Annotated in this window: 17 protein-coding genes and 1 tRNA gene; 11 read left to right on the top strand and 7 right to left on the bottom strand. The window is 53.8% G+C overall.

Annotation, left to right across the window (positions count from 1 at the left end; genetic code table 11):
- Position 1 precedes the first annotated feature (1 nt).
- Positions 2-517 (bottom strand): FHA domain-containing protein, encoded by a 516-nt coding sequence (locus AURUGA1_RS00115; protein ID WP_114128347.1) that lies wholly within the window; start codon positions 515-517, stop codon positions 2-4.
- Positions 510-1241, bottom strand: a complete 732-nt coding sequence (locus AURUGA1_RS00120; RefSeq protein ID WP_114128348.1) for a DUF3662 and FHA domain-containing protein — start codon at positions 1239-1241, stop codon at positions 510-512. The genes AURUGA1_RS00115 and AURUGA1_RS00120 overlap by 8 nt, the downstream gene beginning before the upstream one ends.
- Before the next feature lie 141 nt (positions 1242-1382).
- Between AURUGA1_RS00120 and AURUGA1_RS00125 the strand changes: the two genes are divergently transcribed.
- The 4 genes from AURUGA1_RS00125 to AURUGA1_RS00140 all read left to right on the top strand — a co-directional run bounded on the left by AURUGA1_RS00125 (position 1383) and on the right by AURUGA1_RS00140 (position 3654).
- Positions 1383-1465 (top strand) — tRNA-Leu (locus AURUGA1_RS00125).
- A 149-nt stretch (positions 1466-1614) separates the two neighbouring features.
- The gene (locus tag AURUGA1_RS00130) at positions 1615-2019 is read left to right on the top strand and encodes a hypothetical protein (RefSeq protein ID WP_114128349.1); all 405 of its coding nucleotides are present in this window, start codon (positions 1615-1617) and stop codon (positions 2017-2019) included.
- A gap of 188 nt (positions 2020-2207) precedes the next feature.
- Positions 2208-2624, top strand: a complete 417-nt coding sequence (locus AURUGA1_RS00135; RefSeq protein ID WP_114128350.1) for a hypothetical protein — start codon at positions 2208-2210, stop codon at positions 2622-2624.
- A 67-nt stretch (positions 2625-2691) separates the two neighbouring features.
- Positions 2692-3654: a DMT family transporter gene (locus AURUGA1_RS00140; RefSeq protein ID WP_114128351.1), complete on the top strand. Its 963-nt coding sequence runs from the start codon at positions 2692-2694 to the stop codon at positions 3652-3654.
- On the opposite strand, the gene AURUGA1_RS00145 is transcribed toward AURUGA1_RS00140, so the two are convergent.
- From AURUGA1_RS00145 to AURUGA1_RS00160, 4 genes are all read right to left on the bottom strand, one after another.
- A complete protein-coding gene (locus AURUGA1_RS00145; protein ID WP_114128352.1) occupies positions 3651-4319 on the bottom strand; it encodes an HAD hydrolase-like protein in 669 nt (222 codons plus the stop codon). The two genes, AURUGA1_RS00140 and AURUGA1_RS00145, sit on opposite strands and share 4 nt — an antisense overlap.
- Before the next feature lie 68 nt (positions 4320-4387).
- Positions 4388-5083, bottom strand: a complete 696-nt coding sequence (nucS, locus tag AURUGA1_RS00150) for an endonuclease NucS (RefSeq protein ID WP_114128353.1) — start codon at positions 5081-5083, stop codon at positions 4388-4390.
- A gap of 4 nt (positions 5084-5087) precedes the next feature.
- Positions 5088-5777 (bottom strand): HAD hydrolase-like protein, encoded by a 690-nt coding sequence (locus tag AURUGA1_RS00155; protein ID WP_114128354.1) that lies wholly within the window; start codon positions 5775-5777, stop codon positions 5088-5090.
- Positions 5774-6577, bottom strand: coding sequence for an SDR family NAD(P)-dependent oxidoreductase (locus tag AURUGA1_RS00160; protein ID WP_114128355.1), 804 nt, complete (start codon positions 6575-6577; stop codon positions 5774-5776). Before AURUGA1_RS00160 ends, AURUGA1_RS00155 begins: the two co-directional genes overlap by 4 nt.
- Before the next feature lie 64 nt (positions 6578-6641).
- Here AURUGA1_RS00160 and AURUGA1_RS00165 point away from each other — a divergent pair, with 64 nt between their 5' ends.
- The 7 genes from AURUGA1_RS00165 (at position 6642) to AURUGA1_RS00195 (ending at position 13001) form a co-directional block, all read left to right on the top strand.
- Positions 6642-8690: a M13 family metallopeptidase gene (locus tag AURUGA1_RS00165; protein WP_114128356.1), complete on the top strand. Its 2049-nt coding sequence runs from the start codon at positions 6642-6644 to the stop codon at positions 8688-8690.
- Positions 8691-8711: 21 nt separating this feature from the next.
- Positions 8712-10097: a glycine--tRNA ligase gene (locus AURUGA1_RS00170; RefSeq protein WP_114128357.1), complete on the top strand. Its 1386-nt coding sequence runs from the start codon at positions 8712-8714 to the stop codon at positions 10095-10097.
- A gap of 14 nt (positions 10098-10111) precedes the next feature.
- Positions 10112-11014, top strand: a complete 903-nt coding sequence (locus tag AURUGA1_RS00175) for a hypothetical protein (protein WP_114128358.1) — start codon at positions 10112-10114, stop codon at positions 11012-11014.
- A gap of 49 nt (positions 11015-11063) precedes the next feature.
- Complete coding sequence (locus tag AURUGA1_RS00180) at positions 11064-11399, top strand: YtxH domain-containing protein (RefSeq protein ID WP_114128359.1); 336 nt, start codon at positions 11064-11066, stop codon at positions 11397-11399.
- 2 nt (positions 11400-11401) lie between these two features.
- On the top strand, positions 11402-11824 hold the full coding sequence (locus tag AURUGA1_RS00185; RefSeq protein WP_114128360.1) for a phage holin family protein: 423 nt from the start codon (positions 11402-11404) through the stop codon (positions 11822-11824).
- Positions 11814-12128, top strand: a complete 315-nt coding sequence (locus tag AURUGA1_RS00190; RefSeq protein ID WP_162784007.1) for a DUF3618 domain-containing protein — start codon at positions 11814-11816, stop codon at positions 12126-12128. Before AURUGA1_RS00185 ends, AURUGA1_RS00190 begins: the two co-directional genes overlap by 11 nt.
- A gap of 84 nt (positions 12129-12212) precedes the next feature.
- A complete protein-coding gene (locus tag AURUGA1_RS00195) occupies positions 12213-13001 on the top strand; it encodes a uroporphyrinogen-III synthase (protein ID WP_114128362.1) in 789 nt (262 codons plus the stop codon).
- Here AURUGA1_RS00195 and AURUGA1_RS00200 read toward each other — a convergent pair.
- Positions 12991-13896: a rhodanese-related sulfurtransferase gene (locus AURUGA1_RS00200; RefSeq protein ID WP_114128363.1), complete on the bottom strand. Its 906-nt coding sequence runs from the start codon at positions 13894-13896 to the stop codon at positions 12991-12993. The two genes, AURUGA1_RS00195 and AURUGA1_RS00200, sit on opposite strands and share 11 nt — an antisense overlap.
- Between the last annotated feature and the right edge of the window lie 51 nt (positions 13897-13947).

Genomic DNA, 13947 nt, shown 5'->3' on the forward strand with positions numbered 1-13947 from the left:
CCTAGCGGCGAACCTCAAAGGTTGTTGCGCCCACAGTAATGGGGGTGTTCAGGGGAATGGGAACGGGTGAGCTCACCCGTGAACCTGCGAGCGTTGTTCCGTTGGTGGAGTCCAAGTCTCTTAACAACCATGACCCTCCACGAACCTCAAGACGGGCATGGTGAGTAGAGGTGTAGTCATCTTGAATCACCAGACTGGAGTCGGGAGAGCGACCAATAGTTATGACGTCACCCTGCAAAGGAAGTTCTTGGCCGGCGAGATCACCCGAAGTGATGACAAGGCGCAGCGGGGTTCCATCGGCAGGAGCAATTTCTTGTGAAATCTCAGGAGCTAGACGTGGTTGCGCAGAAGTGAGGAAAGACTGCGCTCCAGGTGCGCTCGCCGGCTGTGGCGCAGGAAGTTTACGAACACGCTGACCAAAGAGATCACTGCGCACTGCGTATACAACAAAGAAGACGAAGACCCACAGCGCAACTAGAAAACCTATGCGCAGGATCAGAAGTGTGAGCTCACTCACGTGGACCCCAGAATCCACCGGGCGCTGGCGCTGGAGGAGATGAAGTGCTTTCTGCGCCTGCTGCCTGTGGTAGGAGGCGCAGGGTGATGGATGTCTGTCCGATGGTGATGATGGAGTCGGCTTCTAAAGCAGAAGAGACGAGCTTGTGACCATTGAGCTTGGAACCGTTTGTGGAACCTAGGTCGTTAGCTTGAGCACGGGTACCGTCCCACAGAATTTCTACGTGCTTGCGTGAAATACCCGAGTCCTCCACGGTGATGTCTGCTTCAGTGCCGCGTCCAATAATTGTGCGCGATTTGTTAATGGGGTAACGCTTTCCAGCAATTTCCAAAACAGCAACCCAGGTCACTGTGCCACTGACGTTTTCGGAACTGACCTGAACAACACCAACAGCAAGTGCAGGATCTTGTTTGAGTGAAATCTTGATGCCACCGGCGAACTGGTAGTGCTGAGTTGCTGCATGTTTGGCTACGAGTCGGGTGAGCTCATCGATGAGTGTGTCGCCCATGCTGGACATCTGTTCGAAGTCGGAGGGAGAGAGACTCACAACAAAACGGTTAGGGGCAATGATGCGGTCGCGGGAGAGAACTGCTGCTTTGGTATCCAACTCTCGGCGAAGAGCGGCAGTGATTTCGACGGGCTGCAGGCCAGAGCGAAACGTCTTCGCGAACGCGCCATTGACAACGCGTTCGAGGCCGCGCTCAAGGTTGTCCAGAATGCCCACAGGTCTCCTTTAGGGGGATATATCTCCTCCCCAAATGGTACTCGGCTCGCTGTGAGCAAGCTGGATGCGCGCCGGGGCCTCACTCGATCCACGCACTCAAATGGCGCAGGGGGACTGCTCCGTGATAACCTCGACCAGTTCGCGCGAGTGGCGAAATGGCAGACGCGCTGGCTTCAGGTGCCAGTGCCCGCAAGGGCGTGGGGGTTCAAGTCCCCCCTCGCGCACGAACAAACCCCCGGTGTAATGCCGGGGGTTTTGCCGCTTAAGACACGAAATTCTCTTGAGAAGATTAGTTCTATTTCTGGGCGTGAGCTGAAAGAATCATTTTGAGCGCACTGATGCGCAACCCCCACGTATATAAGGAGTCATTTTCATGGCTAAATTCACCATTGGTAAGGCAGTAGCTGTTGTTGCTATTGCTGCAGCTGCAAGCTTTGGTATGTCTGCATGTGCAACCCCTGCACCTGAGCCAACCGAAACGACAATCGGTGGCGACATCGTTGCACCTATCGAACTCAACTACCAGGACATTGATGGCCAGACTCTTGAGTTGGTTGTTGGCCAGGTCGTCAACATCAACTACGGCGGCATCAACGACGGTGAAGTTGAAGTTTCGATTTCTGACCCTAAGGTTGTCGAGTACTCGGCTGCTGCCTACGAGAACGACACTCAGTTCTCTGCAGGTCTGCTGGCACTCTCTGGTGGTGAGTCAACGGTGACGTTCACCTTCGCTGGTGAGGACCCACGTGAGCTGAACATCCAGGTTCTTCTCAAGTAGTTCTGCTGCAGTGTGAGGGCGCCCCTTTCGGGGCGCCCTTCCTTGTTTAAGTCACTCATATTTCATTCAGAAAACTCCCAGACTACACACAGCTGAATCCCAACTTAAACCAAAGGTACAGAGCTAACGTAGTCATATGAGCACAACCGCTCACACATCAAAAGACTTTTACACCAAGGAGAAACAACATGATCAAGAACCACAAGATCGCAAAGGTAGGAGCTATCGCAGCTCTTGCTGCAGCAGCAACATTCAGCCTCGCAGCTTGCTCGAGCGCTGCAGATGAAGATTCATCGGGCGCAGACGAATCCAGCGAAACCAGCCAGGTCGTCGCACCCACCATCGTTGATGTTGCAACCCTCAACGGACAGACCGTAGACATCAACAACGGTTCATTCGTCGACATCACCACTGGTGACACCGATCCTGCTGACTGGACCGCAGTCGTCAAGGACCCTGCAGTGGTGGCATTCACCGCTGGCGGCAAGTCTGGTGACGCAGTCCTCAACCCCGGACTTCAGGGAACCCAGGCTGGATCAACCCAGGTTGAACTGACCAACAAGACCACCGGAGAGGTAGTTACCTTCACTGTCAACGTGAAGTAATTTCTCTCACGGCCTCCAAGACAGACGGCCTCTCCCGAATACGGGAGGGGCCGTTAGTCTGTTAACAATGACCGGTCACCAGCACTCTTCGGCACTGCCGACCTGGTTGGCGTTGGTTGTGGCATTTATTGCCGGGTGTTTCATGACAACCCAAGCTCGCCTCAACGGTGAACTTGCTGTAGATCTCGACAACGGTTTTGTTGCTGCCAGCATTTCCTTCGGCTCGGGGTTTGTGCTTCTGTGCATCATCATGTTGGTGTTTAAGCGTGGTCGGCAAGGTTACGGACGTATTGTTGCCGACATCAAGCAGCGCACCATTCCGTGGTGGTTCACCTTGGCTGGATGCGCGGGGGCTGGCTACGTGCTTTCGCAGTCAATAGTTATTGGTTTCACCGGTGTCGCTCTCTTCACTGTGGCCTTTGTTGCGGGACTCACTATCGGCTCGTTGCTGTTGGATGTCTGGGGTATCGGCCCCGCCGGAAAAAGACCTCTTACTCGCAACAGAGTCTTCGGCGCAGCGCTCGGCCTGGTTGCAGTCGTGGTGGGCGTGATGGGTCAACCCATACAGACTGAAGGACTTTTTCTCTTGGTCATGCCCTTGCTTTTTGGGGCAACTGTGGCCTGGCAGCAGGCGGCAAACGGTCGGCTGACAGTTTCAGCGGGAACTCCCTGGAGCTCTACATTTATCAACTTTGGCGTTGGCACAGGAGTGCTCCTCATCGCCACAGCCATCCGTGTCCTAGAAACAGGTTTCCCTCCCAACTTTCCCACCGAATGGTGGCTGTATGCCGGTGGCCCTATCGGCATTATATTTATCGCCGCAAATGCCGTCGTTGTTCGAGCAATTGGCGTACTGCTGTTGAGTTTAGGAACTATTGCAGGTCAATTGACCATGGCAATTGTCTTTGACTCTCTGAACTCCCACGGCCACCCCTTGGGACTTTCCACCTTTGCTGGCACCGCGCTGATATTTGTGGCCGTAATCATTGCGACACTTCCCAAGAAGCACAGCGCAGAGCACGCGGCTTAACCCAGAAGCAACTCTCGCAAGCGATCTGCTGAATACACCGTGGCAATTGCTCCGACCGCTTCTGCAGGAGAACCATAACCCCACTCCACGATGATGGTGGGCAGGTTGTGTGCAGCTGCACCCTCAACGTCGTAGATACGGTCACCAATGAGCACTGAGCGGGAAATGTCAGCACCGGCTTGCTGTAACTCATCTAAGGCGTGTCCAACAACATGTGCTTTAGAAGTTCGTGAGTCATCTTCTGATGCACCTGCAATAACCGTGAAATAGGAGGTCAAATCAAAGTGAGCCAAAATTGCTCGAGCCTGATCTTCCGGCTTGCTGGTGGCTAAAGCCAGAGGAACCCCTGCATCACGTAACGAATCAAGCAGGCCAAGGATGCCCGGGAAAATGGCTGAATCAAAGGCACCATCACGACGGTAGTCCTTGCGATAAATCGTGAGCGCTTCACGCGCTTGCACCTCTGTCATTCCGGCTCGTTCTTGGAAAGACGCTAGGAGAGGAGGGCCGATATATGCCATGAACTCTTCCCGGCTGGGAACGGGAAGTCCCAGGTGAGCAAATGTATCGGTGAGGGCATCGATGATCCCCGGAGCAGAGTCGAGGATGGTGCCGTCAAGATCAAAGAGAACAGCTGACCAGGTGCGGGAAACTACAGAATTCATAACTTGGCAAGCTTAGGGCGCAAACCTGCGAACGTGAACGAAGCTAGCAGGGTTTTCATCCTGCTGGGCTAGAACAAGCGGCCGTGCTTGTCCTCAACACCGCGCATCTCGTCATAATCCAAGATGAGTGTGCGAATTCCACGGTCCTCCGCCAATGTTTTGGCCTGGGGCTTAATCTCTTGGGCAGCAAAGACACCTTTTACTGGTGCAAGGTGGGGGTCACGGTTCATCAGCTCGAGGTATCGAGTCAGTTGCTCCACGCCATCAATCTCTCCCCGACGTTTAATTTCAACAGCTACGCTGTTGCCGTTTTCATCGCGAGCAAGAATGTCCACGGGGCCAATGGCAGTCATGTATTCGCGGCGAACTAGGGTATACCCCTCACCGAGAAGCTCAATTTGTGCCGCAAAGAGTTCTTGAAGTTCGGACTCAACGCCGTTTTTTATGAGTCCAGGATCCTCGCCGAGTTCATGTTCAACATCGTTGTAAATCTCATAAATGCTGACAACGAGCATATCTGCTGTCTTGGCATGGGTGACGCGCCATATTTCGGTTACCCCCACGTCAGCCTGGTCTTTTTCCGGCTCATGAGTGGTGAGCGAACAGGGCGGACTCATCCAGTTCAGCGGTTTGTAGGAGCCGCCATCAGAGTGAATCAGTAGGGAACCATCTTGCTTAAGCATCAGTACACGTGTTGCCAGTGGAAGGTGTGCACTCAAGCGCCCCGCATAATCCACGGAACATTTCGCAACAACAAGACGCATAGTTTTAGGCTACTTCGTTGTTGTGTAGGAGCAAGTTGACCAGCTCCTCCGCATTCGAGACGGCAGCCATAGCTCCAGCAAATTCTTTCTCATGTGCATAGCCCCACCGAACAAGAATGGTGGGAATTCCATTGTGGGCAGCACCGTCAGTGTCATAGAAACGATCACCAATCATGACAGCGTTATGGTTTCCTAACTGCTGAAGTGCTTCTGCAATTACGGCAGCCTTGTCGAGACGCTTCTCACTCCCACCAACAATGGCGGAGAAGTATTCAGCCATGCCATAAGCCTCACACAGGCGCTCTGCTTCATGCTGAGGTTTGCTGGTGGCAACGGCCATGGGGAATCCAGCGTCATGAAACGTTTTGAGCGTGGACAAAATCCACGGGAAGAGATGCTGATCCGTCAGGCCATCGCGCTCAGCAAGCGAGCGGTAGTAGGCACGAGACTCATCTAGATGTTCCGGGGCAATAAATCGCTGCAGTGAAGTGCCGGTGGGGGGACCAATCAGGTATCTCAACTGGTCAGCCGGTGGAGGGGTCACGCCAAAGTGAAGAAGCACCTCTGTCAGTCTGCGCACGATGGCTACCTCTGAATCCAGCAAGGTTCCATCCATATCCCATAACAGGGGAGCCCATGGCCCAGTTGTGGAAATCACCGGGCCGGGCGTGTAGTCAACCTCAAAGGTGGTCATGAGTGAGGAATCCGCTCTTCCCCAATCGTGTTTCCCCCGTCAACAGCAATGACTTGGCCGGTGATGTAACTAGCACCAGGAGAAGCAAGCCATGCCACTGCAGAAGCAATCTCCTGTGGAGTACCACTGCGTCCTGCGGGGACAATATTTCCCTCTGCGGCTTCGGATTCCAATTGAGAGCCGGTAGCAATCCATCCCGGTGCCACCGCATTCGCGGTGATACCGTGTGCAGCTTCATCTACCGCCAGAGCACGGGTGAAGCCCACCATCCCTGCCTTTGCCGCGGCATAAGCGACGTCACCGCGAGTGGCCATGAATGCGCCAGAGACGGAACTGACGTTGATAATGCGTCCCCACTTGGCTGAGCGCATGAAGGGGACAACCGCCCTGGTGGCATGAAATGCCGTGGTGAGGTTCATCGCCACGGTGGCATCCCATTGGCGGGTTGACATCTCGATATCACCCTGCGCAATTGTGTCTTCCCCGACTGTGACCATCCCAGCGTTATTGACCACGATGGTGGGTTGTGCAGAGACATCAGCGAGTGCCTGAGATAGTGAAGCAGCACCTGCTTCACTATCGAGCGTGCACACAATGCCTACCGCATCAATCCCCAGTGTTTCGAGCTCAGCAACCCTCTCATGAATGCGGTCGGTGGTGCCTGTCACAATGACGCGAGCACCTAGCTCTCCCAGAGCAACAGCACAAGCCAAACCAATACCGGTTGGGCTGCCTGCTCCGGTAATCAGAGCGGTGGTGTTTGCCAAGCTCAATGACGAGGGCAAATGAGGAAAAGTCATAACTTCAGGCTACCTAACAGCGAACATGCAGATGGAGCCCTGTTCAAACTTCTAGGCTTGACCTATGAGCAAAAACAGCGACCTTTCGGGAATCGACGTCATTGAATTAGATGAGAACGTTCGCCCCCAAGACGATCTCTACCGTCACGTCAACGGCAAGTGGGAAGAGCGAACTCCTATCCCTGCCGACAAAGCACGCTATGGCTCATTTCACATTCTTGCCGAGGAAGCAGAAAAGGCAGTTCGAGACATCATCATTGAGGGCCAGCAAGCTCCCGAAGGAACCCAGCAGCGCACCGTGGGTGATTTGTACACCAGCTTCATGGACACCGAACTCATCGAATCTTTAGGCGTTGCCCCTATTGAATCACAACTCGCTGTTGCGTCGAACGTAGCAACAATTTCCCAGCTGTTGGACACGGTAGCCAGGCTAGAACGCCAGGGTGTCGGCGGATTCCTTGAGCTGTTCGTTGATAACGATCCCGGCAACCCAGAACGCTATCTCGTCTTTGCCGAACAAGGCGGAATTAACCTTCCGGATGAAAGCTATTTCCGAGAAGAGAAGTTTGCCTCTGCACGCGAGGCATACCTGAACCACATTCAGCGCATGTTTGAACTCACAGCAGAACACCTGCCAACTACTGCGGGACTCGATAACGCAGCTGTTCGCGCACAACGCGTCTTTGATTTAGAGTCTGCGCTCGCCGCCGCTCACTGGGATAACGTTCGCACCCGTGATTCGGTGGCAACTTATAACCCGATGACCTGGGCTCAGGTGAAAGAACTTGTCGAATCCGGTGCACGCGAAGCGATAGATCTTGATGCGGTTGTGGGATCTGACCCTAATGAGCATGTTGCCGATCTGGACTTGTGGCTCACCGCCCTCGATGCGCCTTCCGGTGCATTGGACACTGTTGTTGTTCGCGAACCCAGCTTTCTTGAAGGACTCGGTGCCTTATTGACGCAGGAGCACCTTGAAGCGTGGCGTGACTGGCTCAGCTGGAACATCATTCACTCGGCTGCCCCATTTCTTCCTGCAGCATTTGTTTCAGAAAACTTTGACTTCTATGGGCGCACCCTGACTGGAACCCCAGAACAGCGTGAGCGCTGGAAGCGCGGAGTATCCCTCGTCGAGGGAGCAATGGGTGAAGCAGTAGGCCGGGTGTATGTGGAGCGCCACTTCCCTGAGCGAGCCAAAGCCGAGATGGACGTTTTGGTTTCTCATCTTATTGAGGCCTACCGCCAGTCGATTACGGAACTGGAGTGGATGAGCGAAGCCACCCGTAAGCGTGCTCTAGAAAAACTGGATAAGTTCACTCCCAAGGTTGGATACCCCGTCAAGTGGCGTGACTACTCCAGCCTCGTTGTCAGCCCCACCGACCTGGTTGGCAACATGAGACGAGTTGCCGAGTTTGAATTCCAGCGTGAGCTGGGCAAAATTGGCAAGCCCATTGACCGCGACGAGTGGTTCATGACTCCTCAAACTGTCAACGCCTATTACAACCCCGGATTTAACGAGATTGTTTTCCCGGCTGCAATCTTGCAGCCACCCTTCTTCCACCCAGACTGGGATGACGCAGCCAACTATGGCTCCATTGGAGCCGTCATCGGCCACGAGATTGGTCACGGTTTTGATGACCAAGGCTCACGCTTTGATGGTGATGGTTTGCTCACGGACTGGTGGACTGATGAGGACCGTGCTGCTTTTGAAGAGCGCACCAAGAGCCTTATTGATCAATACAACGCACTCTCGCCTAAGCAGGTTCCCGGGCACTTTGTTAATGGTGAGCTCACCATTGGTGAAAACATTGGTGACCTCGGCGGGCTGGCCATTGCGTGGAAGGCATACCTGATCTCTCTCAATGGTGAGGAGCCTCCGGTCATTGATGGTCTCACCGGTGCACAGCGCTTCTTCCTCAGCTGGGCGCAGTCCTGGCAGCAGAAGGGACGAGATGAAGAAGTCATTCGTCTTCTCGCTATCGATCCCCACTCACCGAACGAATTCCGTTGCAACCAAATTGTCCGCAACATCGATGCGTTCTATGACGCATTTGATGTTCATCCAGCTGATGAGCTCTGGCTTGACGCTGATGAGCGCGTCAGTATTTGGTAGCCCTTAGTAAGATTGCTCCTTATGGCCCCCACCTCTCGTCTTGATGCTGTTATTGCTCTCGCCCAACACCGTGGCTTTGTTTTCCAAGCTGGTGAAATTTATGGCGGCTCCCGCTCCGCATGGGACTACGGCCCCTTGGGTGTTGCTCTGAAAGAGAACATCAAGAAACAGTGGTGGAACTACATGGTCCAGCGCCGAGACGATGTCGTCGGCTTGGACTCTTCGGTCATTCTTCCTCGCAAGGTTTGGGAAGCTTCTGGTCACGTTGAAGTGTTCTCCGATCCATTGGTGGAGTGCACCAGCTGCCACAAACGTCACCGTGAAGATCACCTCATAGAGGCATTCGAGGAGCGCAAGGGCCGCGCCCCAGAAGGCGGTCTCGCCGAGGTTCCCTGCCCAGATTGTGGAACCCGTGGTGCATGGACTGAACCTAAGCCTTTCTCTGGTTTGCTCAAGACTTACCTTGGTCCCGTCGCTGAAGAAGCAGGTATGCATTACCTGCGCCCCGAAACCGCACAGGGCATCTTTGTGAACTTCGCCAACGTGCTGCAAGCAGCACGGATGAAGCCACCTTTCGGTATTGGTCAGATTGGTAAGAGTTTCCGTAACGAGATCACTCCCGGAAACTTCATTTTCCGCACCCGTGAGTTCGAACAGATGGAGATGGAATTCTTCGTCGAACCTGGCACGGACGAAGAATGGCACCAGTACTGGATTGACCACCGCTTCGCGTGGTATGTCGACCTAGGAATCAACCCTGACAACTTGCGTCTGTATGAACACGCCAAAGAGAAGCTTTCTCACTACTCCAAGCGCACTGTCGATATTGAGTACCGCTTCGGTTTCCAGAGCGGTGAGTTTGGTGAGCTGGAAGGTATTGCCAACCGCACCGACTTCGATCTCAAGACCCACACCGAACACTCGGGCAAAGATCTCTCCTACTTCGACCAGACCAAGAACGAGCGCTGGACTCCTTACGTCATCGAACCTGCGGCTGGTTTGACCAGATCTTTGATGGCATTCCTGGTCGATGCCTACGTCGAGGAAGAAGTGGAAAATGCCAAGGGCGGAACGGACAAGCGCACCGTGCTCAAACTTGATCCTCGTCTTGCACCCATCAAGGCTGCTGTGCTTCCTCTGTCTCGTAATGAACAGCTATCTCCCATGGCTAAGGAGCTTGCCTCTGAGCTGCGCCAGTCCTGGAATGTTGACTTCGATGACTCAGGTGCCATCGGCCGCCGTTACCGTCGCCAGGATGAAATCGGCACGCCGTTCTGTATCACTGTTGACTTTGAATCTCTTGAGGACAAGTCAGTGACCGTTCGTCACCGTGACACCATGGCGCAGGAGCGCATCCTCATTGAGGATTTGCACATGTACCTCGCTCTTGCTCTCAAGGGTGCATAGTTCGCCCTCGTCTCATGGCAGCAGCAAAGGCTTCCTCATCACGATGTGATGTGTTGACGATTGGCAGCGACCTTGCTGCTTTCGTTGCTGCATTGGATTGTGCCCGCATTGGGCTCAAGGTTGATTTGTGGATTCCGAAAGATGCAGATTTTTCAGGACCGGCAGAGTTCTCTCACCGGGGTGGAATTGTTGCTGCGGTTCTTGATGATCTCGGCGTTGACTACGAGATTGTCATCCCCGCCACTGGTGAGGAAGAGATTTGTGGAATCCCCGCCAATCCGTTTTCCCCTGCTGTTCGCGCAGCTGTGGGGTGGTCGGGTGCCTGGAGAATCTATCTCGACCGCATTAAGCCCGTGCTGACCATAGGCAATGAAACTAATCTCGGCACACTAGTTTCCCAGCGATTGGGTAAGGCAGCACTGACCAAACTTGTGGACCCTGTGGCTACTCAGCGCTACGGCTATCTGGCACAAGACCTTTCTGTTGATGCTGTTGCGCCGGGTCTTGCGCAAGCGTTGACCCGCTGCGGATCGTTGAGCAACGCAGTGGTTGAACTCATGCTGGCCGATCGCAGAATCGTTGAACGCGTAGTTGTTCCAGGCGGTCAACAAGCAATCCTCGACGCGGTGATTTCCAAGATGGACTACTTCGCCGAAAAAGTGACGCGGGTTGCAGACCCAACCAAAAAACTGGAATCTGCTTGGAAGAAAGCAGGTGTTATTCTTGCTGACCTCGGTGACGTTTCCATTCCGGATGGCATTAATCTCGAACGTATCGCTGAGGTAGGAATTTCCTCAAAATCCCCAGGTTTAGAGAGCGCTATCCCGGCATCCCAACATGCCGCACTGGGAATGAGAAGGGTGCTTTTGAGCGACCCTGAAAAACCTCCCATTGGGACTCTCAGCTTCGAGGGATAGGCTAGAGATGCAACATATGCGATTTTCGACATATTGAACGGAAGAAATCATGAAGGGCAAGCTCCTTTTCATTGCAGGTCTCGCAATTGGCTACGTCTTTGGCACCCGTGCTGGCCGTCGACGCTACGAGCAGATTAAGTCTGCCGCCCAGAACATCTGGGAGTCAGAGCCCGTTCAGTGGTCGGTCAAGCAGGCACAGGACGCTGTCGGCGATGTCGCTGAAGAAGCACTCACCGTTGCCAAGCGTGTCATTCACCAGGTCACTGGTGAAAAGCCTGCCGCGAAGAAGGCACCTGCCAAGAAGCCAGCCGCCAAGAAAGCTCCAACCGAGTCCGCTGCAAAAATGGCCGCACCCAAAACTGAACCTAAGCCTGCCGCGAAGTAACCATGTCTGCCTCTCAACCGTCAAATAAGGAAACCTCAGAGAAGTCTCTGTTCACACTGTTGCGTGAACTGCCCGGCATCCTGATGGATCTGCTGCAGGCAGAGTTTGAACAGTTCAAGCGTGAGATGGCACGCAAGCTCAAGAATCTGGGTGTTGGAGCAATACTCATTCTTATTGCTGTGACTCTGCTGAGCTTCCTCGTGTTCACTTTGCTGCTGGCCGGTATTTTCGCGTTGGCGCTTGTCATGCCACCCTGGGCAGCAGCACTCACCGTTGCCGGCATTCTGTTGTTGATCATCATTATCTTGGTGGGAATTGCTGCCGTGCAGTTCAAGAAGGGCAGCCCCCCACTACCCACCGAAACTTTCGATAGCGTCGTTAAAGATGCTCACGCATTCAAGGGAGATGACAACAATGGCATCTAACCCTCAGCTGAAAAAGGTTTCTGAAGAAGAGTTCTATGCTGAGCCTTCCTATGTTTCAACCTTGAACAACGCTGAACTTCAAGAACACCTCAGCGCAACACGTGACAAGCTCTCGACCACTTTGGATCAGTTGGAAGACAAAGCCAATGTTCCTAAGCAACTAGGCAAGGCGAGAGATCGTCTCCAGGCACGCTTCATGGTGATGCGAGAAGAACAACCACTTCTACTTCTGGGTATTGGTGTGGGCGCCGTGGCTCTTGCCGGCGCGATCATTGCAGGCGTTATTCGTTCAGCTCGTAAATAACCACGTTTTCAGATCGACATTAATGGCCGGTCAGCGGTTTCTTCAGTTTGTTGTCTGGAGCAACACAGGAGCACAATAGAGGCGATGTCATTTACCTCTCCGATCGAGACGCGCCCACTATACGGGCATCGCGTCCTTGTACCTCGCGGTGGACCCTGGGGCGACTCTGTCGCATCAGCTCTCCGCGCTAAAGGTGCATCAGCGGTAATTGCACCCATGGTGAACTTTGCCCCAACCGATGATGCCCCTGCGCTCGATGCTGCGTTGAAGTCGTTAGCTGCCGGTGAATTTGACTGGGTCACGTTAACGAGTGCAACAACAGTGGATGTTCTCTCGGCGCACCAGGCCGTCATTCCTCCGAGCACCAAAGTTGCTTGCGTTGGTGAAACAACAGCTACCGCTTTGGCTGCTGCTGGTTACAAAGCGGACCTTGCGCCCAGCGAGGAGAACACTGCTCACGGCCTGCTCGAAGAGTGGACTGCAGCAACCGGTGGCGTGATTCCACTTCGCGTTCTTACCCTGCGTTCTCAGATTGCAGTTCCGGTTTTGACTGAAGGTTTGATTCGCATTGGCCACGACGTTCACTCTGTGGTGGCATACCGCTCAGTTGGTGTTGATGTGTCCGAGGGCGTCATCACTGATGTTCGGCAGGGGAAGTTCAGCGCCATTCTGGTGACCTCAGGTTCTGTTGCAGAACAGATCTCGCTTCAGATTGGCGAGATCCCTGAGAAGACTTTCACCGCGGCAACAGGTCCTCGCACAGCAAAAGACGCGCGTTCATTTGGTTTGCGTATTGACGCCATCGCAGATGAAATCAATATTGAATCAATGGTCGACCTTCTTGTCGACCATGCTCTGAAGACTAAGCCTTAACGTTGGCGTGCTCGTCACAGTAGACGGGCTTCTCTGCACATTCCTCGCAAACAACCATCTGTTCTCTGCAGGACTTGTCAACACAGTTCACCATGTGGTTTGACTTGGTTCCACAGCTTACGCAAGTGCCTAAAAGTTTGACGTCGGGCGCGAAGTCCATGGTGATGCGCTTATCAAAGACATAGAGCGAGCCTTCCCACAGGCCCTGGTTTCCACGAGCCTCGCCATAGCGAACGATACCGCCATCTATTTGGTAGATCTCCTTGAAGCCCCTTGCTTTCATGATGGGGGTCAGGATTTCGCAGCGGATTCCACCGGTGCAGTAGGTGACGATGGGCTTGTCCTTGATGTGGTCATACTTACCACTTTCCAGTTCTCGTACGAAGTCGTGAGTGGTCTTCACGTCAGGGACGATGGCGTTCTTGAATCGACCAATCTCTGCTTCCCACGCATTACGACCGTCAAAGAAAAGAACTTCGTCACCACGCTCTGCCACGAGAGCATCAAGTTCGTGGGGCTTGAGCTTCTTTCCGCCGCCAACGATTCCGCGGCTGTTCACTTCGATTTCGTCGGGCACTCCAAAGGCAACAATTTCAGGACGTGCCTTCACGCTGAGCTTAGGGAAGTCCAGGCTTAGGCCGTTTTCGTCAAGCCCCGTTCCATCGCTCCATTTGGCGTCCATCTTTTTGAAGCCGGGATATTCCTTTGTTTTGCGCAGGTACATCTTGACGTTGTTGAGGTCTCCGCCCACGGTTCCGTTGATGCCGTGCTTGGAGATAAGGATGCGTCCACGAAGGTTCAAGCTTTCACACAGGTCACGCTGCCAGAGGCGAATTGCATCAGGGTCAGCAATGGGGGTGAATGCGTAATAGAGAAGAACTTTGGGAACTGCCATGTATATAAGGGTACGCGCCCTCGGCGAACATCGCACTATTCATATTGACAA

This window comes from Aurantimicrobium sp. MWH-Uga1 (assembly GCF_003325955.1).
In the GTDB taxonomy this organism is placed as follows: Bacteria; Actinomycetota; Actinomycetes; order Actinomycetales; family Microbacteriaceae; genus Aurantimicrobium.

Coding starts and splice junctions, on each gene's coding strand:
- AURUGA1_RS00130 (WP_114128349.1), top strand. CDS start 1,615: ATGGCTAAATTCACCATTGGTAAGGCAGTAGCTGTTGTTGCTATTGCT.
- AURUGA1_RS00135 (WP_114128350.1), top strand. CDS start 2,208: ATGATCAAGAACCACAAGATCGCAAAGGTAGGAGCTATCGCAGCTCTT.
- AURUGA1_RS00140 (WP_114128351.1), top strand. CDS start 2,692: ATGACCGGTCACCAGCACTCTTCGGCACTGCCGACCTGGTTGGCGTTG.
- AURUGA1_RS00145 (WP_114128352.1), bottom strand. CDS start 4,319: ATGAATTCTGTAGTTTCCCGCACCTGGTCAGCTGTTCTCTTTGATCTT.
- nucS (WP_114128353.1), bottom strand. CDS start 5,083: ATGCGTCTTGTTGTTGCGAAATGTTCCGTGGATTATGCGGGGCGCTTG.
- AURUGA1_RS00155 (WP_114128354.1), bottom strand. CDS start 5,777: ATGACCACCTTTGAGGTTGACTACACGCCCGGCCCGGTGATTTCCACA.
- AURUGA1_RS00160 (WP_114128355.1), bottom strand. CDS start 6,577: ATGACTTTTCCTCATTTGCCCTCGTCATTGAGCTTGGCAAACACCACC.
- AURUGA1_RS00165 (WP_114128356.1), top strand. CDS start 6,642: ATGAGCAAAAACAGCGACCTTTCGGGAATCGACGTCATTGAATTAGAT.
- AURUGA1_RS00170 (WP_114128357.1), top strand. CDS start 8,712: ATGGCCCCCACCTCTCGTCTTGATGCTGTTATTGCTCTCGCCCAACAC.
- AURUGA1_RS00175 (WP_114128358.1), top strand. CDS start 10,112: ATGGCAGCAGCAAAGGCTTCCTCATCACGATGTGATGTGTTGACGATT.
- AURUGA1_RS00180 (WP_114128359.1), top strand. CDS start 11,064: ATGAAGGGCAAGCTCCTTTTCATTGCAGGTCTCGCAATTGGCTACGTC.
- AURUGA1_RS00185 (WP_114128360.1), top strand. CDS start 11,402: ATGTCTGCCTCTCAACCGTCAAATAAGGAAACCTCAGAGAAGTCTCTG.
- AURUGA1_RS00190 (WP_162784007.1), top strand. CDS start 11,814: ATGGCATCTAACCCTCAGCTGAAAAAGGTTTCTGAAGAAGAGTTCTAT.
- AURUGA1_RS00195 (WP_114128362.1), top strand. CDS start 12,213: ATGTCATTTACCTCTCCGATCGAGACGCGCCCACTATACGGGCATCGC.
- AURUGA1_RS00200 (WP_114128363.1), bottom strand. CDS start 13,896: ATGGCAGTTCCCAAAGTTCTTCTCTATTACGCATTCACCCCCATTGCT.